Origin of the sequence: Pseudomonas sp. RIT-PI-AD (assembly GCF_025642785.1) — a bacterium.
In the GTDB taxonomy this organism is placed as follows: domain Bacteria; phylum Pseudomonadota; class Gammaproteobacteria; order Pseudomonadales; family Pseudomonadaceae; genus Pseudomonas_T.
On sequence record NZ_JANZKU010000002.1, the window covers coordinates 157,335 to 182,847 of the forward strand.

General features: G+C 65.8%; 8 protein-coding genes. 7 read left to right on the forward strand and 1 reads right to left on the reverse strand.

All coding sequences use genetic code 11. The features are described from left to right. Nucleotides 1-12 precede the first annotated feature (12 nt). From OGL92_RS02555 to OGL92_RS02585, 7 genes are all read left to right on the forward strand, one after another. Nucleotides 13-1,305: an aminotransferase class V-fold PLP-dependent enzyme gene (locus OGL92_RS02555; RefSeq protein WP_263139955.1), complete on the forward strand. Its 1,293-nt coding sequence runs from the start codon at nucleotides 13-15 to the stop codon at nucleotides 1,303-1,305. 112 nt (nucleotides 1,306-1,417) lie between these two features. Beyond that, complete coding sequence (locus tag OGL92_RS02560; protein ID WP_263139961.1) at nucleotides 1,418-3,085, forward strand: cyclic peptide export ABC transporter; 1,668 nt, start codon at nucleotides 1,418-1,420, stop codon at nucleotides 3,083-3,085. Nucleotides 3,086-3,126: 41 nt separating this feature from the next. Continuing rightward, nucleotides 3,127-3,990, forward strand: a complete 864-nt coding sequence (locus OGL92_RS02565; protein ID WP_263139964.1) for a formylglycine-generating enzyme family protein — start codon at nucleotides 3,127-3,129, stop codon at nucleotides 3,988-3,990. 143 nt (nucleotides 3,991-4,133) lie between these two features. Beyond that, nucleotides 4,134-10,712, forward strand: a complete 6,579-nt coding sequence (locus tag OGL92_RS02570; RefSeq protein WP_263139965.1) for a non-ribosomal peptide synthetase — start codon at nucleotides 4,134-4,136, stop codon at nucleotides 10,710-10,712. Next, a complete protein-coding gene (locus OGL92_RS02575; RefSeq protein WP_263139967.1) occupies nucleotides 10,705-19,344 on the forward strand; it encodes a non-ribosomal peptide synthetase in 8,640 nt (2,879 codons plus the stop codon). The genes OGL92_RS02570 and OGL92_RS02575 overlap by 8 nt, the downstream gene beginning before the upstream one ends. 46 nt (nucleotides 19,345-19,390) lie before the next feature. Then, nucleotides 19,391-20,362, forward strand: coding sequence for an alpha/beta hydrolase (locus OGL92_RS02580; RefSeq protein ID WP_263139971.1), 972 nt, complete (start codon nucleotides 19,391-19,393; stop codon nucleotides 20,360-20,362). 626 nt (nucleotides 20,363-20,988) lie between these two features. Beyond that, nucleotides 20,989-22,602 (forward strand): ABC-F family ATP-binding cassette domain-containing protein, encoded by a 1,614-nt coding sequence (locus OGL92_RS02585; protein ID WP_263139973.1) that lies wholly within the window; start codon nucleotides 20,989-20,991, stop codon nucleotides 22,600-22,602. 188 nt (nucleotides 22,603-22,790) lie between these two features. Here OGL92_RS02585 and OGL92_RS02590 read toward each other — a convergent pair whose 3' ends face one another. Next, complete coding sequence (locus tag OGL92_RS02590) at nucleotides 22,791-25,232, reverse strand: TonB-dependent siderophore receptor (protein WP_263139975.1); 2,442 nt, start codon at nucleotides 25,230-25,232, stop codon at nucleotides 22,791-22,793. Between the last annotated feature and the right edge of the window lie 281 nt (nucleotides 25,233-25,513).

Genomic DNA, 25,513 nt, shown 5'->3' on the forward strand with positions numbered 1-25,513 from the left:
AGGAACGCCACCGTGGACGATCGGAGAAACTTTCTCAAAAAAGCCGGCCTGCTCGCCGCCGGCCTACAGCTCCAGGCCTGCGCCGCGACACCCGGGCCCCGGGACACGGGTTCGTCCGGCGCCGCGCCGACCTCGGCGGAGCGCTGGCAGCGGGTTCGCGCCGAGTTCGAGCTGGACGATCGCTACATCCACCTGGCGGGCTTTCTCATCGCCTCGCACCCACGGATCGTCCGCGAGGATATCGAGGCCCATCGGCGACGCATCGACCGCAACCCCGCCGAGGAAATGGATTACCGTTCCATCTGGCGCCACGAAGACGAGTCCCGCGCCTGGGCCGCCCGCTACCTCGGCGTGAAGACCTCGCAGATCGCCCTCACCGGCAGCACCACCGAGGGGATCGGGCTGGTCTACAACGGGCTGATCATCCGGCCCGGCCAGGAAGTCCTGACCAGCCACCACGAACACTACGCCACCAAGGGCGCGCTGCGCTTTCGCGCGGACAAGGACGGCACGCCCATCCGCACCATCCGCCTGTTCCAGGACCCGCACCGGGTGTCGGTGGACGAAGTGCTTGCCTCCGTAAACGCCAATCTCAGCCCGCGCACCCGGGTCCTGGCCCTCACCTGGGTGCACTCCGGCAGCGGGGTGAAGCTGCCCATCGGCGAGATCGGCAAGCTGGTCGCCGAGCGTAACCGCCAGCGCGACGAGCGGGACCGCATTCTCTTCTGCGTCGACGGCGTCCATGGCTTCGGCGTGGAGAACGTCGGCTTCGACGAGCTGAACTGCGACTTCTTCATGGCCGGCACCCATAAATGGATGTTCGGTCCCCGCGGCACCGGGATCATCTGTTCGCGTTCGGAAGGCATGGAAGCGCTGCATCCGACCATCGAGAGCTTTTCCGCCAGCGAGGATTTCGGCACCACCATGACGCCCGGCGGCTTCCACGCCTTCGAACACCAGTGGGCCCTGCGCAAGGCCTTCGAGTTCCACCTCGCCCTGGGCAAGCAGGACGTCCAGGCGCGCATCCACCAGCTCAATGCGGAGCTCAAGCAACACCTCAGGCAAGTGCCGGGGTTGAGCCTGGTCACGCCGGACAGCCCCGAACTGTCGGCCGGCTTCACCTTCTTCCGTCTGGCCGGCGTCGACCCGGAGCGAGTGGCCGAGTACCTAAAGACCCATCGGGTGCTGGCCGACGCCACGGATCGCGACGCCGGTCCGCTGGTGCGCATGGCGCCCGGCCTGCTGAACGACAGCGACCAGTTGGAACGGGTCGCGAGCCTGCTGAAGCGCGGATTCCCCGCCTGAGCCGAGCTTAAATTCGCTCCTCCGTAACTCGTCCTCAAACCAGTAGCGCGCGGCAGCCAGTCGCGCTGCCGCCCCGCCCTACAGCGGCGCCCCGCCGCTTCCGAGGAAGACCATGACCGCAGAACCCCGCAGCGCCGTCCGTGAACTGCTGAGTATCCTCAAGCCGTTCTGGCCGATCGTCACCCTGTCCATCCTGCTCGGCATCCTCGGCGGCCTCAGCGTCACCGCGTTGTTGGCGACGATCAACCGGGGCCTGCACAGCCAGGACGGTTTCGGCCCCGCGCTGATCGGCGCGTTCGCCGGGCTCTGCCTGCTGGCCCTGGCGAGCAGCATCGTTTCCGACATCGGCAGCAACTATGTCGGGCAGAAGATCATCGCCGGCCTGCGCAAGGACCTCGGCGCCAAGGTGCTCTCGGCGCCCATCGAGCAGATCGAGCGCTACCGCATCCATCGCCTGATCCCGGTGTTGACCCACGACGTCGACACCATCAGCGATTTCGCCTTCGCCTTCGCCCCGCTGGCCATTTCGCTCACCGTGATCCTCGGCTGCGTGGGCTACCTGGCCTTGCTGTCCTGGCCGATGTTCCTGATCACCGTGCTGGCCATCGGCCTGGGCTCGCTGGTGCAATACATCGCCCGCAACAAGGGCATTCAGGGCTTCTATGCGGCGCGCGAGGCCGAAGACGAGCTGCAGAAGCACTACCAGGCCATCGCCGAAGGCGCCAAGGAACTGCGCATCCACCGTCCGCGACGCCACGACATGTTCGTCCGCAAGATCCAAGGCACCGCCGACCGCATCTGCGACACCCACGTACGCTCGATCAACATCTTCGTGATCGCGAAAAGCCTCGGCTCGATGCTGTTCTTCGTGGTGATCGGCCTGGCCCTGGCGCTGCAGACGCTCTGGCCGGAGCGCGACCCCAGCGTGATGAGCGGCTTCGTGCTGATCCTGCTCTACATGAAAGGCCCGCTGGAGAGCCTGATCAGCAACCTGCCCATCGTCAGCCGCGCGCAGATCGCCTTCCGCCGCATCGCCGACCTGTCCGCGCGCTTCTCTTCGCCGGAGCCGCACCTGTTGTTGAGCGCCGACCCCAGCCCGCTGCGCACGCTGCATTCCCTGGAACTGCGCGACGTGCAGTACGCATTCCCCGAAGTCGAGGGCAGCGAACCTTTCCGCCTGGGGCCGGTGAACCTGGATATCGGTCGCGGGGAAATCCTCTTCATCGTCGGGGAGAACGGCTGCGGCAAGACCACGCTGATCAAGCTGCTGCTGGGGCTCTACACGCCCATGCAGGGCGAGGTGCGCCTCAACGGCAAGCCCGTCGCGGCGGAAGACCGGGACGACTACCGCCAGTTGTTCACCACCATCTTCGCCGACTACTACCTGTTCGACGAACTGGCCCAGGGCGAACATCCGCTTCCGGCGGATGCGGGAAAATACCTGGAGCGCCTGGAGATCGCCCACAAGGTGAGCATCCGCGACGGCGCCTTCAGCACCACCGACCTCTCCACCGGGCAGCGCAAGCGCCTGGCGCTGGTCAATGCCTGGCTGGACGAACGGCCGGTGCTGGTGTTCGACGAATGGGCCGCCGACCAGGATCCGACCTTCCGCCGCATTTTCTACACCGAGCTGCTGCCGGACCTGAAGCGCCTGGGCAAGACCATCATCGTGATCTCCCACGACGACCGTTATTTCCATGTGGCCGACCAACTGGTGCGCATGGACCGCGGCCAAGTCGTGGCCACCCCGGCGAACGCCGAACTCGACCTCACCTGCTGATCGATGCGACCGGCCACCCGGTCGCCCAAAGGACTGCGCCGATGCCCCGACCTCTTCCCCTTTTCATCCTCGCGGCCACCCTGGCCGGCCCCTTCTCCAACCAGGCCGAGGCGGCCGCTTCGCCGAAAGCCGGACAGCGGTTCCGCGACTGCAAGAACTGCCCGGAAATGGTGGTGGTGCCGGCCGGTCGCTTCGTCATGGGCGCACCCGAGGGGGAAATCGGGCGGGAGCCGGACGAAGGCCCCCAGCACGAGGTCGTCATCGGCAAACCCTTCGCGGTGGCCAGGTTCCAGACGCTCGCCAGCGAGTGGAATGCCTACCTGCGGGATACCCGGGTGCGCATCGGCGACGGCGATCCCAAGGATGCTCCCGGCTGCAAGGCCGGCAAACCGTCCTACGCCCAGGGTCCGAAACAGCCGGCCGTCTGCATGGATTGGAGCGAAGCCAACGGCTATGTCGCCTGGCTGGCGAAAAAGACCGGCAAGCCCTATCGCCTGCTCAGCGAGGCGGAACGCGAATACGCGGCCCGCGGCGGCGACCAGAACGCGTTTCCCTTCCCCTTCGACAGCGAGGGCCAATACGACATCGCCCGCCATGCCAACACCTATGGCGCCGCCGATGGCTACAACTTCAGCTCCCCCGCCGGCAGTTTCCCGGCCAACGCCTTCGGCCTCTACGACATGCACGGCAACGTCTGGGAATGGGTGGCCGACTGCGTGAACCGCGACTACGTGGGCGCGCCGACCGATGGCGGCGCCTGGCTGAAGGGCGAATGCGACCTGCGCATGATCCGCGGCAACGACTGGAGCAGCGCCCCGGTGTTTTCCCGCTCCGCCAACCGCAACCACACCATCCCCGAAGACCGCGCCGACTGGCTCGGCTTCCGCGTCGCCCGCGACCTCTAAAGCCCCGGGCACGCCGCGCCAGGCGGCGCCCCGGGGCGTCCCCGACGCCTCATGGCCGGGGCGTTTTCCGCTAAATCCGCCCGCCGACGCTTCGTCTTCCCAGACATAAGCCTCGGCGCCCCCGTTCCTTGCGAGTAGTGGACATGAATCAAACGAGCGACATCAGCGACGACGACCTGCTGGCCTTGCTGGCCGCCGACGAAGCCCTGGCGGTGCAGCGCATCCCGCCACGGCCGGCGGAAACCTCCGCCCCGCTCTCCCATGCCCAGCAACGTTTGTGGTTCCTGCAGCGCTACGATCCCGAGGATGCGTCCTACAACCTGCCACGGCTGCTGCGGATCGATGGCCGGCTGGAGGCCGAAAGCCTCGCCGCCGCCCTGCGCAAGGTAATCGACCGCCATGCCATCCTACGCACCGCGTTCGTCGAGGGCGAGGCCGGGCCGGAGCAACGGATTTTCGAAACCCGCTTCGAGCTGTCGCGCATCGACCTGTGCAACCTGCCCGCCGAGCAGCGCGAGGCGCGCCTGGCCGAAGCCCTGCGCGAGGAGTGCGAACGCCCCTTCGACCTCACCCGCCCCGGGCAGCTGCGCGCGCGGCTGTTCCACCTGGAGCCGGAAAAGCATGCGCTGGTGATCACCCTGCACCACATTGTGTCGGATGCCTGGTCCAACCCGCTGCTGCTGGCCGACCTCGCCGAGGCCTATCGCCTCGCTACCGGAATCCATCCCGAGGCCGCGCTGCCGCCGCTGCCGATCCAGTACGCCGACTATGCCCGCTGGGAGCGCGACCAGGACGGACGACAGGCCGCCTCGCTCGCCTACTGGCAGGATTACCTGGGCCAGCACCTGCCCCCGCTGGAGCTGCCCGCCGATCATCCCCGCGCACTGGATGGCGAACGCCCCGCCGGGTATTCGGCCTTCACCCTGGATGCCCGACAGAGCGCCGCCATCCAGCGGGCGGCCGCCGCCCAGGGCAGCACCGCTTTCGTGATCCTGCTCGCGGCCTGGCAGCTCTTGCTGCATCGCTACAGCGGCCAGGACGAGTTCGCCGTCGGCGTGCCCTACGCCAATCGCGACCTGCCGGAAACCCAGGGGCTGGTGGGCTGCTTCATGAGCACCCAGCTCTACCGCGCGCGGCTGTACCCGGCCCTGCGCGTGAGCGAACTGCTGGCGCGCCTGCGCCGCGAATCCCTGGCCGCCCTGGAGCATGCCGACGTGCCCTTCGAACGCCTGCTCGAAGGATTCGACGTGGACCGTTCCGCCCAGGATATGCCGCTGTTCCAGACGCTGTTCAATTGGCAGGTGGACGCCAGCGGCGGACCGGCGCTCGACTTGCCTGGCCTGAGCCTGCGCGTGCAGGAAGGCGAGCTGACCCAGGCCAAGTTCGACCTGTCCCTGGACGTGGCCTCGACGCCGGCAGGAATCGCCGCGCAGCTGGAATACAACGCCGCGTTGTTCGAGCCGGCGACCATCGAGCGCCTCGGTCGCCACTGGACCAATTTGCTGCAGGCCATGCTGGATCACCCCGAGGCCCGCATCGACGAGCTGCCGCTTCTGGATGACCAGGAGCAGCGCACCCTGGTGCAGGGTTGGAACGCCCGCCGCGACGCTTTCCCGGGCCAGGGCGAGCTTTGCGTTCACCGGCTATTCGAGGCGCAGGTGGCCCACCAGCCACAGGCGACGGCCCTGCTTCTCGGCGACCGACACCTGAGCTATGCCGAACTGAACGCTCGCGCCAACCGCCTGGCCCACGCGTTGCAGGCCCGCGGCGTGGGTCCCGACGCGGTGATCGGCATCGCCGTGGAACGCTCGCTGGAAATGGTCATCGCGCTGCTCGCCGTGTTGAAGGCCGGCGGCGCCTACGTGCCGCTCGATCCCGACTACCCGGGCGAGCGCCTGCGCGGCATGATCGAGGACAGCGGCATGCACCTGCTGCTGACCCAGCCCCATTTGCTGCCCAGCCTGTCGCTTCCGGAAGGCCTCGACTGCCTGTGCGTGTCGGCGGACGCCACGGAACTGGATGCCTATCCGGCGGAGAATCCGCGCTCCGCGGTGGGCCCGCAGAACCTGGCCTACGTGATGTTCACCTCGGGCTCCACCGGCCGCCCCAAAGGGGTCGGCATCGCCCACCAGGCCTTGACCCGCCACGCCTGGGTATCCCTGGAGTTCTTCGGCCTCACGGGGGACGACCGCATCCTGCAATTTTCCACCTTCAACTTCGACGGCTTCGTCGAGCAGCTCTATCCGGCGTTGATATGCGGCGCGTCGGTGGTACTGCGCGGCCCGGAGCTCTGGGACAGCGAGACCTTCTACGCGACCCTGATCGAGCAAGGCATCAGCGTCGTCGACGTGACCACCGCCTACTGGTTCATGCTGGCGCGGGACTTCGCCAGCGCCGGGCCCCGCCCCTATGGGCGACTGCGCCAATTCCATGCCGGCGGCGAGGCGATGCCGCCCGAGGGTCTGGGCCTCTGGCGTCAGGCAGGGCTGGGCGGCGTGCGCCTGTTGAACACCTACGGGCCGACCGAAGCCACGGTCACCGTGACCAGCCACGACTGTACGGCCTACGTGAACGGCACCCAGCGCATTCCGCTGCAAATGCCCATCGGCCATGTGCTCCCCGCACGTTCCATCCACATCCTCGACCAGGGGATGCAGCCCCAACCCATCGGCGTGGTTGGCGAGCTGCTGATCGGCGGCGACTTGCTGGCCCGCGGTTACTTCAAGCGCCCCGGCCTGACCGCCGAACGCTTCATCCCCGACCCGTTCGGCGCGCCCGGCAGTCGCCTGTACCGGACCGGCGACCTGGCACGCTACCGCGACGGCGGCTTGATCGAATACGCCGGGCGGATCGACCACCAGGTGAAGATCCGCGGCTTCCGCATCGAACTGGGGGAAATCGAAGCGCGGCTGCTGGAAAACCCGCAAATCCGCGAAGCGCTGGTGACCGCCATCGACAGCCCCGGCGGGCTGCAACTGGCGGCCTACCTGGCCCCCCACGACGAGCGCCTGGCCAGCGACGAGCCCGCGCTACCGGCCTGGCGCGAAGCGGTGAAGACGCGGCTGCGCCAACAGCTCCCGGACTACATGCTGCCCACCCATCTCATGGTGATGCGCCGCCTGCCCCTCTCCCCCAACGGCAAGATCGACCGCAAGGCACTGCCGCTTCCCGAAGCCGGCGACATGCAGCCCGCCTACCGCGCCGCGCAGACGGAGCCGCAGCGGCAACTGGCGGCCATCTGGCAGGACGTGCTCGGCCTGGAGCAGGTGGGGCTGGACGATCACTTCTTCGAACTGGGCGGCCATTCCCTGCTCGCCACCCAGGTGATCAGCCGCATACGCCAGCGCCTTGGCTGGGACCTGCCGCTGCGCAGCCTGTTCGAGCAACCGCGCCTGGAAGATTTCGCCGCCCTGGCGGCAGCCGCGCGGGAAGACGAGACGCCACCGTTGGAGCGGGTCCCGCGCGATCGCCCCTTGCCGCTGTCCTACGCGCAAATGCGCCAATGGTTTCTCTGGAAGCTCGACCCGCAGAGCCCCTCCTATAGCATTCCCCTGGCATTGCGCCTGCGTGGCACCCTGGACGTGGACGCCCTGCAGCGCAGTTTCGCCGCCCTGGTCGCGCGCCATGAAATCCTTCGCACCCGTTATCTCGAACGCCAGGGCGATGTGTTCCAGCAGATCGAGGCGGTCGACGCCTGGGTACCGCCCCTGCAACGCCGCGACCTGGCCGAGAACGCCTCGCTGCAGGCGCTGATCGAAGAGGAAGCCTCGCGCCCGTTCGACCTTGAGCGGGAGCCACCGATGCGCCTCGTGCTGGTGTGCCTGGGCGCGGATGATCACGCCCTGGTCGCGGTGCTGCATCACATCTGTTTCGACGGCTGGTCGGTGCCGGTGATGGTCGACGAACTGACCCGGCTCTACGCCGCCGACGTCCGGGGCCAGGCGCCCGCGCTGCCCGAACGGGCCCTGCAATATGCCGACTACGCGGTCTGGCAACGGCGCTGGATGGAGAGCGGCGAACTGCAACGCCAGCTGGACTACTGGCGGACCCGCCTCGGGCAGGCACACGACCCGCTCGAACTGCCCACCGATCACCCGCGCCATGCCCAGCGCACCCACTCCGGCCGCTCCTTCAACCTGGAACTGCCGCCTGCGCTGGCCGCCGACTTGCGCCGCCTCGCCCAGGAGCAGGACACCACGCTGTTCACCCTGCTGCTGGCCAGCCTGCAGATCCTCCTGCATCGCTACAGCGGGCAGACGGACATTCGCGTCGGGGTGCCCAGCGCCAATCGCAACCGCCTGGAAGTCGAGGGCCTGATCGGGTTGTTCGTGAATACCCTGGTGCTGGGCAGCGAAATCCAGCCCGACTGCGCCTTCGATCGTTTCCTGCAAGGGGTCAAGCAGGACGCCCTGGCGGCCCAGGCCCACCAGGACCTGCCCTTCGAGCGGCTGGTGGAAGCCTTGCAGCCGGACCGCCAGCTCGGCCACACGCCGCTGTTCCAGGTGATGTACAACCACCGCTCGGGACAGGGGCCGAGCGCGCCCCTGAACCTTCCCGGCCTGCAAATCTCGGCCCTGGAGGCCGAGAATCCCGGCGCCAAGTTCGACCTGATGCTCAGTACCTTCGAGGAAGGTAACGCGCTGGCCGCCAGCTTCAGCTACGCCAGCGAACTGTTCGACGCCTCCACCATCGAGCGCATGGCCGGCCACTGGCAAACCCTGTTGCGCGCGTTGGTGGCCAAGCCGAGCGAACGCCTCGATCGGCTGCCGCTGCTGAGCGCGACGGAAAGCCAGGCCCTCCTGCGGCAATGGAACCCCCAGCCGGCGCCCCACGCCTCGGCGGATTACCTGCACCGCCGCTTCGAACGCCAGGCGGTACGCGCCCCTCAGGCCATCGCCGTGAGCGATGGCGACCGGCACCTGAGCTACGACCAAGTGAACCGGATGGCCAATCGGCTGGCACGGCGCCTGGGCGAGCGCGGCGTCGGCCCCGAGAGCCTGGTCGGCGTCGCCCTCGGCCGTTCGGCAGAGCTCATCGTCGCCCTGCTGGCGGTGCTCAAGACCGGCGCCGCTTACGTCCCGCTGGACCCGGACTACCCGGTCGAGCGCCTCGAGTACATGATCGAGGACAGCGGGCTGGAGCTGGTGCTGACCCGGCGCGACCTGCTGGAACACTTGCCGCCCATGCCGGCGAGGGTTTCCTCGCTGTGCCTGGACGCCGACCCTGACCTCGCGGCGTGCAGCGATGCCAACCTCGGCGACGAGCCGGTTGCGCCGGACGCGCTGGCCTATGTCATCTACACGTCCGGGTCCACCGGACGGCCGAAAGGCGCGCAGATGACCCATGGCAACGTGACGCGGCTGTTCGAAGCCACCGATGCCTGGTTCGGCTTCGACGAGCGCGACGTCTGGACGCTGTTTCACTCCTTCGCCTTCGACTTTTCCGTATGGGAAATCTTCGGCGCGCTGCTGCATGGCGGACGCTTGGTGATAGTGCCCTACGCGGTCAGTCGGGCACCCGACCAGTTCGCGCGCCTGCTGCGCGAGGAAGGGGTCACGGTGCTCAACCAGACCCCTTCGGCCTTCCGGCCCCTGGCCCGGGTACTCTGCGAGTCGCCCGACAGCCCCTCGCAATTGGCCCTGCGCTTCGTCGTGTTCGGCGGCGAGGCACTGGAACTGGAAATGCTGGCCCCCTGGTTCGCCCGCTTCGGCGACCGCACGCCGCACCTGATCAACATGTACGGCATCACCGAAACCACCGTGCACGTCACCTACCGTCCGTTGCGGGCGACCGACCTGTCATCGGGCGTGCGCAGCCCCATCGGCCACGCCATTCCCGACCTCGGGTGGTACCTGCTGGACGACAGCCTGCAACCCGTGCCGCCCGGATGTTTCGGGGAGTTGTACGTCGCCGGCGCGGGCCTCGCCCGTGGCTACCTGAGACGCCCGGGCCTGACGGCCGAACGTTTCATCCCCTCGCCCTTCGCCGAAACGCCCGGCCAACGCCTGTACCGCACCGGCGACCTCGCCCGCTGCCGCGCCGATGGCGAATTCGAATACGTCGGACGCAACGATCAACAGGTGAAGATCCGCGGCTTCCGCATCGAGCTCGGCGAAATCGAGGCCCGCCTCCAGGCCCACGAGGCCTTACGCGAAGCCCGGGTGGTAACCCTCGCAGTCGATGGTACCGACCAACTGGCCGGCTACCTGGTCCCCCGCGATGCGGCGCTGCTCGGTGCCGACGAGGAAGCGCGCGATGCCCTGTACGAAAGGCTGCGCGCCCACCTGCTCGAACAGTTGCCGGACTACATGGTGCCCGCCCACCTGATCCTGCTGGCGGCGCTTCCCCTGACCAGTAACGGCAAGCTGGACCGCAAGGCCCTACCAGCCCCCGCGCTGAACCGTCCGCGCCGGTACGTCGCGCCTGCCAGCGAGATGCAGCGGCGGCTGGCGGCGATCTGGGAGGAGGCCCTGGACGTCCAGGGCATCGGTGCCACCGACAACTTCTTCGAGCTGGGCGGCCACTCCCTGCAACTGATCGCCGTCATCGCCCGCATCCGCGACAGCCTGGGCGTGGACATCCCGGTCAAGGAGTTCTATGTGCGCGGCGCCCTCGACCGTCTCGCCGACTGGCTGGAAGCGCATCTCGCCCAGCGCCCGGCGGAAAACGACCTGGACCTGATCCTGGATGCCTTTGCCGAACTGGAGGAAACCCATGTCTGAGCACAGCGAGCGCCAGCTCACCGAAATCGGCGCCCGCCTTCGCGGCCTGTCCGGCGAACAACGCAAGACCCTGTTCCGCCTGCTCCGGCAAAAAGGCGTGGACGTCGCGCGCTTGCCGATCCAACCGGTGCTCGCGGGCGAGCCCTTGCCGCTGTCCTACGCCCAGCAGCGGCAGTGGGTGCTCTGGCAATTGGACCCGGATGGCGCCGCCTATCACATCCCGTCGGCCCTACGCCTGCGCGGGCACTTGGATGTGGCCGCGTTGCAGCAGAGCGTCACCGCCCTGATCGCCCGTCACGCGGTGTTCCGCACCCGCTTCGTGCAGACCCAGGGCGACCCCGTTCAGGTCGTCGACCCCGCCCGCCCCTTCGAGCTCGCCGTGGAAGAGGTCTCCGCGGAGGTCGATGGCCACCGGCTGAAGGATGTGGTCGAAGCGGAGTTCCAGCGGCCCTTCGATCTGCACCAAGGGCCGCTGCTGCGGGTGCGCCTGCTGCGCCTGGCGGCGGACGACCATCTGTTGCTGCTCACCCTGCACCACATCGTGTCGGACGGCTGGTCGTCCGCGCTGCTGGTCGAAGAGCTGCTGCACGGCTACCGACGCGCCCATCAGGGGCTGGCGTCGGAATTGGACGCCCTGCCGATCCAGTACGCCGACTATGCCGCCTGGCAACGCCAGTGGATGGACGCCGGCGAAGGCGAGCGCCAACTGGCCTACTGGAAAGAGTACCTGGGCGAGGAACAGCCGGTGCTGCGCCTGCCCATGACCGGCACGCGCCGAGCCGCCGCCGTGACACCGGCCGGGCGCATCGACATCCCGCTCGATGCCGACCTGAGCCAGCGCCTGCGGCGTTTCGCCCAAGAACAGGGGCTGACCCCGTTCATGCTGTTGCTGGCGTCGTTCCAGGCCCTGTTGCACCGTTATTCCGGGCAGGCCGACGTGCGCATCGGCGTTCCCGTGGCGAACCGCAATCGCGCCGAAACCCAGGGCCTGATCGGTTTCTTCGTCAATACCCAGGTGACGAAGGCGCTGTTCGCGCCGGGCACCCGCTTCAGCGACCTGCTGGCCAGCACGCGCGAAGCCGCCCTGGATGCCCAGGCCAACCAGGACATCCCGTTCGAGCGACTGGTCGAGGCCTTGCAGCCGGAGCGCTCCCTCGATCATCACCCGCTGTTCCAGGTGTTGTTCAACCACCAGAACGACGCCCCTTCGAAGCGTACCGTGGCCGACCTCGACGGCCTGCTGATCGAACCCTTCGACGTCGGCGAACAACAGGCGCAGTTCGACCTCACCCTGAGCACCCAGGACGACGGCCAACGGTTCCGCGCCGCGTTGATCTACGCCGGCGACCGCTTCGAAACGCCCCTCATGGAGCGCATGGCCGAGCATTGGCGCAACCTGCTGCGAGCGGCCATCCAGGCGCCGACGACGCCGATCTGCGCACTGCCGATGCTGGCGGACGCCGAACGCCGCCAGATCCTCGAGGACTGGAATGCCACCGCCTGCGACTTCCCCGATCCGGTGTTCGTCCATCGGCTGTTCGAGCGCCAGGCCGCGGCTACGCCCCACGCCTGCGCCTTGCGATTCGCCGGGAACAGGCTCGAATACGCCGAATTGAATCTACGGGCCAACCGTCTCGCCCATCGGCTGATCCACCACGGCGTCGGCCCGGACACCCTGGTCGGCATCGCCATGCAACGCTCGGTGGAGATGGTCGTCGGCCTGCTGGCGATCCTCAAGGCCGGCGGCGCCTATGTGCCGCTCGACCCGGATTACCCCGCCGAGCGCCTGGCCTACATGCTGGAGGACAGCGGGGTCCGCTTGCTGCTGAGCCAAGCCGAGGTGCTCGAAAGCCTGCCGTTGCCGAGCGGCGTCCATGCGCTCTGCCTGGACAGCGATCGCGACGGCCTGGAGCCCTCCTTCGCCGACGTCGCCAATCCAAAGCCCGCGCTGAGCGCGGAGCATCTCGCCTACGTGATCTACACCTCCGGCTCCACCGGCCGGCCCAAGGGGGCCGGCAACCACCATGCCGCCCTGTACAACCGCCTGGCCTGGATGCAACAAGCCTACGGGCTGGCGCCCGAGGACCGGGTCCTGCAGAAGACCCCGTTCAGTTTCGACGTCTCCGTGTGGGAATTCTTCTGGCCGCTGATGACCGGGGCCTGCCTGGTGATCGCCGCGCCGGGCGAACACCGCGACCCGGCCAGTCTGATCGCCACGATCCGGCGTGAGCAGGTGACCACCCTGCATTTCGTCCCCTCGATGCTTTCGGCATTTCTCCATGAACCGGGCGCGGACCGTTGCGAAGGGCTGAAACGGATTCTTTGCAGCGGCGAGGCCCTGCCCCTGGAGACCCAGGCGCTGGCGCTTTCACGGCTGCCCCAGGCGCAGCTCTACAACCTCTACGGCCCCACCGAAGCGGCCATCGACGTGACCCACTGGCACTGCCGGGAAGAGGGTCGCGACAGCGTGCCGATCGGACGGCCCATCGCCAACCTGCGCACCCACATTCTCGATGCCGCCCTGGAGCCCGTGCCCATCGGCTGCTCCGGCGAGCTCTACCTAGGAGGCATCGGGCTCGCCCGCGGCTATCACAGGCGCCCGGGGCTCACCGCCGAGCGTTTCGTGGCCGACCCCTTCCGCCCGGGCGAACGCCTGTACCGCACCGGCGACCTGGCGCGCTACCGCGAAGACGGCGTCATCGAATACCTGGGCCGCCTGGATCACCAAGTGAAAATTCGTGGGTTGCGCATCGAACTGGGCGAGATCGAGGCGCGCCTGCGGGAGCACTCCGCCCTGCGCGAAGCCGCGGTGCTGGCGATCACGCTGGGCAGCAGCAGCCAGTTGGCCGCCTACCTGGTGCCCCACGATTCCCGGTGCGCGGCGCAAGACCTGATCGACACCCTGCGCACTTACCTGGCGGAAAGCCTGCCCGAACACATGGTGCCGACCCAGTGGCAGATCCTCGAGCGAATGCCGCTGTCGCCCAACGGCAAGCTGGATCGCAAGGCGCTTCCACTTCCCCAAGCGTCGCCTGGGCGGCAAGCCGGGCTGGAACCCCAGACACCGATGGAGCGGGACTTGGCGGGACTCTGGAAGGAGGTCCTCGGGCTCGAGCGGGTGAACGCCGACGACAACTTCTTCAGCCTGGGCGGCGATTCGATCATCTCGATTCAAGTGGTCAGCCGTGCGCGCCAGTTGGGCATCCGCCTGGCTCCAAGGGACCTGTTCCAGCACCAGACCATCCAGGCCCTGGCGCGGGTCGCACGGCGTGCCGAGCATGTCGAGATCGAGCAGGGCGCCGTGGACGGGCCGAGCCTGCTGACACCGATCCAGCACGCTTTCTTCGCCAACGACATTCCCCAGCGCCAGCACTGGAACCAGGCGTTGCTGTTGCAACCACGCCAGGCCATCGAACCCGAGGCCTTGGAACGCGCCCTGCGCACCCTCCTCGCTCACCACGACGCCCTGCGACTGCGCTTCAGCCCGGCGGCTGATGGCTGGACCGCCTGGCATGCCCCGCTCGAGCAGGCCGCCGAGGGCCTGCTCTGGCAACGCACGGCGGCGGACAGCGACGAACTCGAACGGCTGTGCGATGCAGCCCAGCGCAGCCTGGAACTGGAGCACGGCCCCCTGCTGAGGGCCCTGCTGGTCGAGCTCGCGGACGGCCAGCAGCGGCTGCTGCTGGTCTTCCACCACTTGGTGGTGGACGGGGTGTCCTGGCGCATCCTGCTCGAAGACTTGCAAAGCGCCTACCAGGCAGCCGCCCAGGACGCGCCGGCACGACTCCCGGCGAAGACCACGGCGTTCAGGGGCTGGGCCTCGCAGTTGCAAACCTTCGCCCGCGACGAAGCGCGGCAACGGGAAGTCCTGCACTGGGAAAATCTGTTGGGGGAAGCGGCCGCCGGGTTACCCGTGGATCGCGCCGAGGGCCGCGCACTGCGCGGCCTGGCGCACACCCTCTACAGCCGGCTGGACGCTGACCAGACCCGCCGCCTGCTACAGGACGCGCCGGCCGCCTATCGCACCCAGGTGAACGACCTGCTGCTCACCGCCCTGGCGCGGACGATCTGTCGCTGGACGGGCGACGCCCAGGTGCTGGTACAGCTCGAGGGCCACGGTCGCGAAGAGCTTTTCCCCAGTACCGACCTGACCCGAACCCTGGGCTGGCTCACCGCCCTGTATCCGGTGCGGCTCGATGCGGACCCGGACCCGGGCACCTCGATCAAGCGGATCAAGGAGCAACTGCGCGACCTCCCCGACAAGGGCCTGGGTTATGGCGCGCTCCGCTACCTGGGCGATGCCGCCACCCGAGCACGGATGAATGCCCTGCCGGTTCCACGCATCACCTTCAACTACCTCGGGCAATTCGATCGCAGCTTCAGCGACGATGCGCTCTTCCTGCCCGCTCGCGAATCCAGCGGCGCTTGCCACCACCCGGATGCGCCACTGGACAATTGGCTGAGCATCAATGGCGAGGTGTACGCCGGCGAACTGGTGCTGGGCTGGAGCTTCAGTCGGGAAATGTTCGACGACGCCACCATCCAACGGTTGGCCGACGACTACAGCGCGGAACTACAGGCCCTGGTCGAGCACTGCCTGCAAAGGCCGCAAGCGGCACTGACTCCTTCGGACGTCGGCCTGTCCGGCCTCGATCAGACGCGACTGGATACGCTGCCGCCGTTCGACGCGCCCATCGAGGACATCTATCCGCTCTCGCCGATGCAACAGGGGATGCTGTTCCATTCCCTCGAGGATGACCGCGAAGGCCTCTACATCAACCAGACCAGTGTTACCGTGGAGGGCCTGGACGTAGAACGGTTCAGCCAGGCCTGGCAACGGACGACCCAGCGACACGGCATCCTGCGCAGCGCCTTTCTTTCGCGCAACGACTGGCCGGAACCCTTGCAGGTCGTGTTGCGCCAGGTGGAGGTTCCGCTCGAGGTGCTGGATTGGCGCGACCGCGCGAACCCGGAAGCGGCGCTGACCGAACTGGCGGAAGCGGACTGCGCCAAAGGCTTTTCCCTCGACCGCGCGCCTTTGCAGCGCGTGACCCTGGTACGCCTGGATGAACGACGCTGGCAGTTGATCTGGACCAGCCACCACATCCTCATGGATGGCTGGAGCCGGTCGCGGTTGCTCGGCGAAGTCCTTCACCTCTACGCCGGGCATACGCCTCCGCCCATGCCGAGCGACTATCGCGACTACATCGCCTGGCTGCGTGGACAACCGGCCGATGCCCTCGAGCGCTTCTGGAAGGATCAGTTGCAGGCGCTCCCCGGCACCACCCAGTTGGCGCCTTGCGTTCATCCGCAGCCCCAGGGCGGCCTGGACGGACACGAAGCGCTCTACCTCGACTGGGACGCCGCGCGCACCGCTCGCCTGCTGGACAACGCCCGCCGCCAGCGGGTCACACCCAACACCTTGATCCAGGCGGCCTGGCTGCTGTTGTTGCAACGCTATACCGGACAATCCACCGTCTGTTTCGGCGCCACCGTGGCGGGCCGTCCGGCGAGTCTGGAAGGCGCCGAGGACATGCTCGGGCTGTTCATCAACACCTTGCCGATCATCCAGACGCCCCGCGCGGACATGAAGGTGGCGGACTGGCTGCAGGCGTTGCAGACCCTCAACCTGCACGTGCGCGATCACGAGCACGCCGCGCTCGCGGACATCCAGCGCTGGTCCGGCCAGGGCGGACAGCCCCTGTTCGACAGCATCCTGGTATTCGAGAACTATCCCCTCGACCAACGCCTGCGGGAATCGGCGGACAACGGCCTGCGCTTCGGCGAGAGCCAGAATCGCGACGTGACCAACTTCGCCATGGACCTGGCGATCCATCTCGACGACCGTCTGAGCATCGAATTCCTCTACCTGCGCAACCGATTCAGCGCCGAGGGATGCGCCCAGATCCTGCGCAGCTTCGAGCACCTGCTCGAGCAAATCCTCGCACGTCCGCAGGACAGCCTCGGCCGCCTGGAGATGCTCGCCGCTGCGGAGGTCGAGCGTCTGGAAGACGAAAATCGCCTCGAGCCTCGAAACGAAGACCCGCGGCTGCTCGCCGAGCTGATCGGCGCGCATGCCGGCCGCGACCCGCATGCACCGGTGCTGATCTGTGGCTCCCGTCAGCTCGACCGCGAAGCCTTGGAGGACCAGGCCAATCGGCTGGCGCACTACCTGATCGCCCAGGGCGTGGGACCGGAAGATCGCATCGGCGTCGCGCTCGAACGTTCCGTCGAACTGGTGGTGGCGCTCTACGCCGTGCACAAGGCCGGCGCCGCCTACGTGCCGCTGGATATCGACTACCCGGCCGAACGCCTGCACTGGATCATGCGCGATTCGCGCATGCGCCTGCTGCTGACCCGGAGCGACCTGGAAGCGCGGTTGCCCCAGGTGGAGGGTTTGCCCAGGGCCGAGCTGGATCGCCTTTCCCTGGCCGACTACGGCGCCCAATGTCCCGCGCCGCGCGCCGCGCCGGAAAACCTCGCCTACCTGATCTACACCTCGGGTTCGACCGGCCAGCCCAAGGGCGTCGCCGTCGCCCAGGGCCCCCTGCGCATGCACTGCGAGGCCATCGTCCGCCTTTACGAAATGAACGAGCGGACCCGCGAGTTGCATTTCATGTCGTTCGCCTTCGACGGCGCCCACGAGCGCTGGCTCTCGACCCTGCTGGCCGGCGGCTGCCTGGTGATTCGCGACGATGGCTTGTGGACGCCGGAGCAAACCTGGCAAGCGCTGCATCGGCATGCCATCAGCATCGCCTGCTTTCCGCCAGCCTATCTGCAGCAGTTGGCCGACTATGCCGAAAGCCAGGGTAATCCGCCGCCGGTGGACATCTATTGCTTCGGCGGCGACGCGGTGGCCGACGCCACCTTCGAGCAGGTCACCCGCACCCTGCGTCCCCGCTGCCTGACCAATGGCTATGGGCCCACCGAGACCGTGGTCACTCCGATGCTGTGGAAGGTCGAGGCCGGACAACACTGCGAGGCGGCCTATGCGCCCATCGGGCGTCGGGTGGGCCAGCGACGGCTGTACGTGCTGGATGCCGATCTGAACCTGCTTCCCGACGGCGTGGCGGGTGAACTCTACATCGGAGGCGAAGGCCTGGCGCGCGGCTACCACGACCGCCCGGGGCTCAGCGCCGAGCGCTTCGTCGCCGACCCCTTCGCCAAGGGCGCGCGCATGTATCGGACCGGCGACCTGGTACGGCGCCGCGCCGATGGCGTGATCGACTACCTCGGCCGCCTCGACCATCAGGTGAAAATAAGAGGGTTCCGCATAGAACTCGGCGAAATCGAGGCTAGATTGCGCGCATTCGCCGACGTTCGCGAAGCCTTGGTGCTCGCCCGCGAGAGCGAGGGCGACAAGCGCCTGGTGGGTTATGTGGTGGCCGGCGACGACGAGGGACTGGGCAACAGGCTACGGGAACGACTGCAAGCCGAGCTTCCCGACTACATGGTGCCGGTGCAGATCCTGGTATTGCCTGCATTCCCCATCGGCCCCAACGGCAAGCTCGATCGCCGCGCCCTGCCGATGCCGAGTTTCCACAGCCGGGAGTTCGTGGCGCCACGCAACGAACTGGAGCGCCAGCTGGCCGTCATCTGGCAAGACGTATTGGGCGTCGAACGGATCGGTGTGACCGACAATTTCTTCGAACTGGGCGGCGACTCGCTGCGCACCCTGAAGGTGATCTCGCGGGTACGCGCCCGGCCGGAATTGGGACTGGAGTTGAAATTGCGCGAGATGATGGCCAAGCCGACCATCGCGGAACTGTCGGGCTATCGTCCGCAAGATGATGAAAACCCGGCTGGGCTCGATCCCCTGCTGCCGCTCAATCGTCCGATCGAAGGCGTCGCTCCGGTGTTCTGCCTGCATGCGGGTTTCGGCACGGTGTTCGATTACGAGCCCCTGGCGCGACGCCTGGAAGGTCTACGCGGCGTGTACGGCCTGCAATGCCGCATGCTGCTCGATCGAGCCTGGCGCGACGACCGGCTGGAAACCATGGCCATCGACTATGCGCAGTACATTCGGCAAAAACAGCCTCGCGGTCCCTATCACCTGCTGGGTTGGTCGCTGGGCGGCACGTTGGCGATCCTGGTCGCGGCCGAACTGGAAAAGCAGGGCCAAGAGGTCGCCTTCGTCGGGCTGGTGGATAGCTTCCTGCCTTCGCCGGCGGGGGACTCGGAGCCCGACGATTGGCCCGCCGAGCTCCAGCAGTTCCTCCGCGTGGTGTTGATGCAGGATGACCTTCGGCTGGATGCTTCCGCCTTGGGCGACGAGCCCGAGGCCGCCGAGGTGGAGGCGTTGATCGCGCGCGTCCTTGGCGATCTGGGCTCTCCCGGCGAAACCGGGCAGGCCATGCTGGGCGCCGAGGAACTGACCCATACCTTCCTGGTGGCTTGCCGCCTGAAGACGCTTTCCCGCGGCCTGGGAGAACTGCCGAGAATACGCCGCACACCCGATTGCTGGTGGGCCCAGGCGGATACCGATCCGATACGCCGCGGCTTCGAACAACGTTTCCTCGCCGGCCACAGCGGCGAGGTGATCGAAGCGTCCCACTTCGACATCCTCGGCCAGCCACGCCTGCTCCAGCAGCTCCAGGCACGCATCGCGCCGGCGGATCTAACGCTCGCATGACCCATGGGGCGGCCGGGCAGGCCGCCCCTGACACCAAGGATTCCCAATGCCTCTTCATCCCGATATCGAAGCCTTCCTGGAACTGGCCGAATTCAGCCGGCTCAGCGGCAAGAGCCAGCCCATGCACGAAATGCCGGTCGCGCGGGCGCGCAGCGAATTCGAGCAGACCTCCCCGTTGTTCGACAGCGACCCGCCCCGCGCACTGCAGGTGGAGAATCTCGCCTATCCGGCGCGTGACGGTTATCCGCTGCGCGCCCGCCTCTACCGCAAGCCCGAGGCGACGTCCCCCCAGGCGGCGCTGCTGTTCTTCCACGGCGGCGGCTACGTGGTCGGAAGTCTCGATTCCCACGACGCCCTGTGCCGGCGCCTGGCCCTCACCGGAGACTTCGCGGTTTTTTCTGCCGACTATCGCCTGGCTCCCGAGTGGCGCTTCCCTACCGCGGTCTTCGATGCATTGGATAGCGCGAACTGGCTGGCCGAGCACGCGTCGAGCCTGGGCCTGGACAACCAGCGGATCGCGTTCGCCGGGGATAGCGTGGGCGCGAGCCTGGCCACGGTGCTGGCCATCCATGCCCGGCAGCACCCCGGCAAACTGGCGCTGCAGCCGCGTGCGCAGCTCTTGCTCTACCCGGTCACCGACGCCAGCACCTGGCGTGCGTCCCATGCCCAGCATGGCGAGGGGCGCTTGCTGGAGAGCGACACCCTGGAGTGGTTCTATCGGCACTATATGGAAGAAGAAGCTGGGCGCCTCGATTGGCGAGTCTCGCCTTTGCTCACACAGGATCTACAAGGATTGGCCCCCGCGTTCGTCAGCCTGGCGGAATACGATCCCCTGTACGACGAGGGGCTGGCTTATGCCGAGCGGCTGCAAGCCGCCGGCAATGAGGTGGTCGTACGCATCCATCACGGACTGACCCACGACTTCATGCGCATGGCCGACCTGTTGGCCGATGTCCAGGACATCCGCGGCGAAATGGCGCGTTGGCTGACGTCCAAGCTAGGTAGTATTAAGGTTTAATCCTAGATAAAACAGCCACTTATATTATTGAAAAATTACCTGCGGAACCCGCTCTCCCCGTCCAGGTTGGCTGAGCCAGTGGCTGGGCGCGGCGACTTTCCTGGCTTGCCTGCCCTTCATTCCGTCCGCTGTCGCCCTGGGCAACGGCGAAACACGCAACGACGGCCGCAGACCATGTACTGCGTTCCCGGCGACATGCCTGCACGGTGAATGGCGCCGAACAGTACCCCTGGTACTGCACGCGCGACGATGTGAAATCGAACGGTGCATAGGATAGCGATGAGTGCGGGAATCGCCGGCGAACGCCCGCGATGATGCTGGCTATTGCTGCAAAGGGCGGGCGCCATGATGCTCCCGTCAAAGGATTCTGGGACCATCATGCCCATTCGAATCAGATTGGTCCGGGCAACCGATGTCCGAAAAACGCCGCTCCTCAGCGCTGCATGCAGGGCGGCGAGTCAGAGGCGGCGTGCTTTTAACAAGCCGGTGCTTTCCCTATACTGAAAAGCCATTTACCGATCCGAGGTGTTCGTCCCGTGCGCCATTGATGCCGCCGTCCTGATGACGGCCAGTCTCCATCCCTCCCCACAAGCAGGGGGGAGTTCTTGGCATCCTTGGAATAACGCATGACGAATCCCTATTTGGCGCTGGAAGGCGTGTCCTATGTTCTGCCCGATGGCAGAACACTTTTCACCGATCTCAACGAGCAGTTCGATCAACGGCATACCGGACTGGTCGGACGCAATGGCGTTGGCAAAACGGTGCTGGCACGTCTCCTGGCCGGCGAGTTGCAACCTGCCACCGGACGTTACGTCCATTCGGGCCGCCTGCATTACCTGTCGCAGCAAGTGTCCGGCCTGGAAGACAGCAGCGTCGCGGGGCTGGCCGGCGTGCAGACTACGCTGGATGCCCTGGCGCTCATCGAGGCCGGCAGCACGGCTCCCGCAGACTTCGACGCGGTAGGCGATCAGTGGGACATTCGGCAGCGCCTCCAGCACGAGTTGGCGTGCAACGGCCTGGACCACCTCGATGCATCCACCCCTGCAAGTTCGCTCAGCGGCGGCGAAGCCATGCGCGTCGCGTTGATCGGCGCCACGCTGTCAGATGCCGACTTCCTCATTCTCGATGAACCCAGCAATCACCTCGACCGTGAGAATCGCCAGGCACTGATCGCGATGCTGCAACGATGGCCCAGAGGCCTGCTGGTGGTCAGCCATGACCGGCAACTGCTGGAGACAATGACGCGTACTCTAGAGCTCTCGTCGCAGGGCTTGCGTAGCTATGGCGGCAATTACGCCTTCTATGCACAAAGCAAGGCCCAGGAAAGGCAGAAGGCCCTCCAGCAACTCGACCAACGCAAGCATGAACGCAAGCGTGAAGAGCAGGCGCTACGAGAACGACAGGAGCGACAGGAACGGCGGCAGGCACGCGGCGATCGTCAGCGCCGGGAAACGAATCAGGCCAAGATCCTGCTGGATCGCCAGAAAGAGCGCAGCGAAAGTTCCAGCGGCAAGCTACGCCAGCAGCAGGCGGCCATGCGGGAGCAATTGACCCAGCGGGTGCGCGAGGCCGCCCGGCAAGTGGAAGAGGACGTGCCGATTTCCCTGCACCCATTGCCGGTTGCTCAGGCTGCCCGGCGTCGTGTGGCCGAACTGGATGACGTGCAGTTGCCGTTCGGGGCGTCGGGTACGCGCCCTATCAGCCTGACCCTGAGCGGCCAGCAGCGCCTGGGCGTGCTGGGTCCCAACGGTTGCGGCAAGTCCACCTTGCTCAAAGTGCTGGCGGGCGTGCTCGAGCCGCTAGCCGGGCGCTGCGAGATGGCGGTCAAAAGCGCCTACCTCGACCAGCATCTGGCCGCTCTCGATCCGCAACGTTCGGTGCTCGAACAGATGATCGAGGCCAACGCCGGCGCCGGGAAAGACATCCTGCGGATGCAACTGGCGCAATTGGGCCTGGATGCACAGAAAATCCTGGCTCCCAGTGGCTCTCTCAGTGGCGGTGAACGCCTGAAGGCGGCACTGGCCTGCGTGCTGTACGCCGATGTTCCTGCACAGTTGCTGTTGCTGGACGAACCGAGTAACCACCTCGACCTGCCCTCGACCCAAGCCTTGGAGGCCATGCTGCGCAGCTATCAGGGCGCGCTGGTCGTGGTGTCGCACGACGATGCGCTACTGGAAAACCTGGAGCTGACGGAGCGTCTGACGGCAACGCCGCAGGGATGGCAATTGGAACCCTGGTGATCGTGGCTGGGCTACGCCATCGTCTGCTCCCGCGTGCGCAGGCGCATCCAGGCCAAGCTTCGTAAAACGAGGGAGGCGTCTAAGTCATTGAAAGAAGTGGGTCTTGTTTCCCCAATGAACTAGATCCGGCGTCATGGCGGAAATAAAAACGCCGACCAAGGTCGGCGTTCTCTCAACGGACGTGGGTCTTAGAACTGCCACTTCGCATTGATTACCGCGTTGCGGGGCTCGCCATACGAACCGGAACCGAAGGTTCCGATACCGTCGTAGTATTTCTCGTCGAACAGATTGTTGACGTTCAATCCCACCGTCAGGTGCTTGTCGACTTCATAGTTAGCCAGCAACCCCACCACGGCATAGTCATCCTGGGTGGCCTTGCGGTTCCTTCCATCGAACTCCTGCTCGTAGTACATCTCGCTCTGCCAGATGACGTTGCCGCCAATGGTCAACCGGTTGAAATCGCCGGGCAGCCGGTAGGTAGTCCCCAACTTGAACAGGTTCATCGGCTGATTGGTCTCGATCCGACGATGCTCGGAGTCCTTGGATTCACGATAGGTATAACCGCCGAAGATTTTCCAATCGGTCATCACCTCGCCGGAAATCTCAGTCTCTATCCCCTTGGTCGTGGTACCGCTGATAGCCTCGTAGATTTCACGCCCGCTGACCGGATCGGCATCCACGTACTGGGGCAGGTTGTCCTGCTTGACCTCGAACAGCGCCACGCTGGCATTCAGTTTGCCATCGAGGAACTCGCCCTTTACCCCGATCTCGTAGTTATCGCCCTCGAGCGGGTCCAGCGAGGAGTTGCTGGCGGTCTTGTAATACATCTGCGGCAGGAAGATGTTGGTGTAGCTGGCATATACCGAGTAGTTCTCGTTGAGATCGTAGGTAATGCCGGCATAAGGAATGATCTTGCCGCTCTTCTTGTTCTTGTCCAGCACCAAGGTTTCCCCGGTGAAGGCGTCGCTGTTTTCGTCGCGCTCATCCCACCAGGTCACCCGGCTGCCGAGGATGATGGACAAGGGATCGATGGGCTTGAGTTTGGCCGCTACATAAACCCCGGATTGGCGCAGCAGGGACAGATTGTCTTCCAGCTTGGAAAAATGGGGCTTGCCGATCTGGTCGCCGTTCCATTCGAAAATGTTCGGCACCTCCGGATTCATCCGCTCATAGGTCGGGAAGTTGAGATGGGTACGCGAGGTGCTGCCCCCCACCACCAACTCATGCTCCCGGCCCAACAGACTGAACGGCCCGGTCGCATAGACGTCGACCGTATCCTGGTACTGATGGCTATCCAGCCGGTTGACGAACATGAAGCCGCCTGCGCCGGTTTCCGGATCGGGTTTCCCGCCGCTCGCCGAGCCGGTGGTGCCTTCGCGATAGGAATACTGATGGCTGTAGGCGGCCTTCAGGCTCCAGTCGTGGGCAAGCTTCTGCTCGATCAGGCCGGTGAAGTTGTAATGGGTATTGTCCAGGTAACTCCAACGCGTCGCCGGGTTGAACGAGCGCGGGAAGTGAGTCTGGGAGCCATCGCTGTAGAAAAGCGGAATGTGCCCGAAGCTCACGCCGTCCGAATTGTTGTTCTGGTAATCGAGGCTGAGCCGCAGGAGTGTGTCGTCGGTCACATCGAAATCCAACGCTCCGTAGAGCACTCGCTTGTCCTGCTTGTAGTAGTCGACGAACGAGTTCTGCTCCTGGTAAGCCCCGACGAGACGGCCGCGGATCGTACCGCTGTCATTCAGCGGGCCGGACACATCACCCTCGCCCCGATAGCGGTCCCAGGTACCGGCCTCGGTATACAGGTAACTTTGGAAATCGTCGGTTGGGCGCTTGCGCACGAGATTGATGGTGGCCGACGGATAGCCGGCACCGCTCATGAGGCCCGTCGCTCCCCGAAGCACCTCGACCCGGTCGTAAAGCGCCATGTCGAGCAGGCTACCTGTGTACTGCTGGGACTCGTTGACGATCTGGGAGGGGATGCCATCGTACTGATAATTCTGAATGGCGAATCCACGGGAATAGAAGGTATAGCGCTCGCTATCGCGGTGGTTGATGGTGATCCCCGGCGTGAAGTTGAGCACCTCATCCAGGGTCTTGAGATTTTGGTCGTCCATCAACTGGCGGGTGATCACGCTCACCGACTGAGGGGTCTCGCGAAGCGAAAGGGGCATTTTGGTAGCAGTACCGGTTGCCCCGGTCGTGTAGGAGCCGGTCCCCTCGGTGGTTTGACCCAAAGCCGAACTGTTGATCGTGGTGGCGCCGAGCTCCATTGAATCGGTCCCGGCCTTTCCGCTGAGAACGACAGTGCCATTCTCCACTTGGTAGCGGATGCCAGTGCCATTCAACAAACGGCGCAATGCCGTTTCCGGCTCCAGATCACCGTTGACGGCTGGAGCACGTTTACCCTGGACCACCTCTGGCGAATAGAGAATCTGCAAGCCGGACTGTTGCCCCAGTTCCCTCAAGGCTCCCTCCAGCGCCTGGGAAGGGATATTCAACTCGGCCGCGCTGAGCGAATGCGAAAGCCCAAGAGAAAGCGTGAACAAAGCCGCGGTTGCAGGCCGGCGAAGGGGATTCAGCGACAGAATCGCTTGAGCAAGGGGCGATAATTCGTAGCGTTCGACAGACATCTCGATGTCCTTAATATGAGGCAGAGAATAGCGATTCGTTTTGAGAATGCTACTCGTTTAGTTGGCACATATAAGACGTAACCGATCGACAAACCGGAAAAGCTTTTGCGCTTCCTTTTGAATTTATCGAGTACCAAACGAAATTTCTGCCTGCTGCAGGTCACCGGATATGGTGAGGTGGAGCGACCCGCTGCTTGTATAGCCAATGGGTTCACCCGATCCCAGTCGCCTTCGAAGCGAATGGTTAGGTGTAGCATCCATGAAAGCTCAAAAAATGAGCA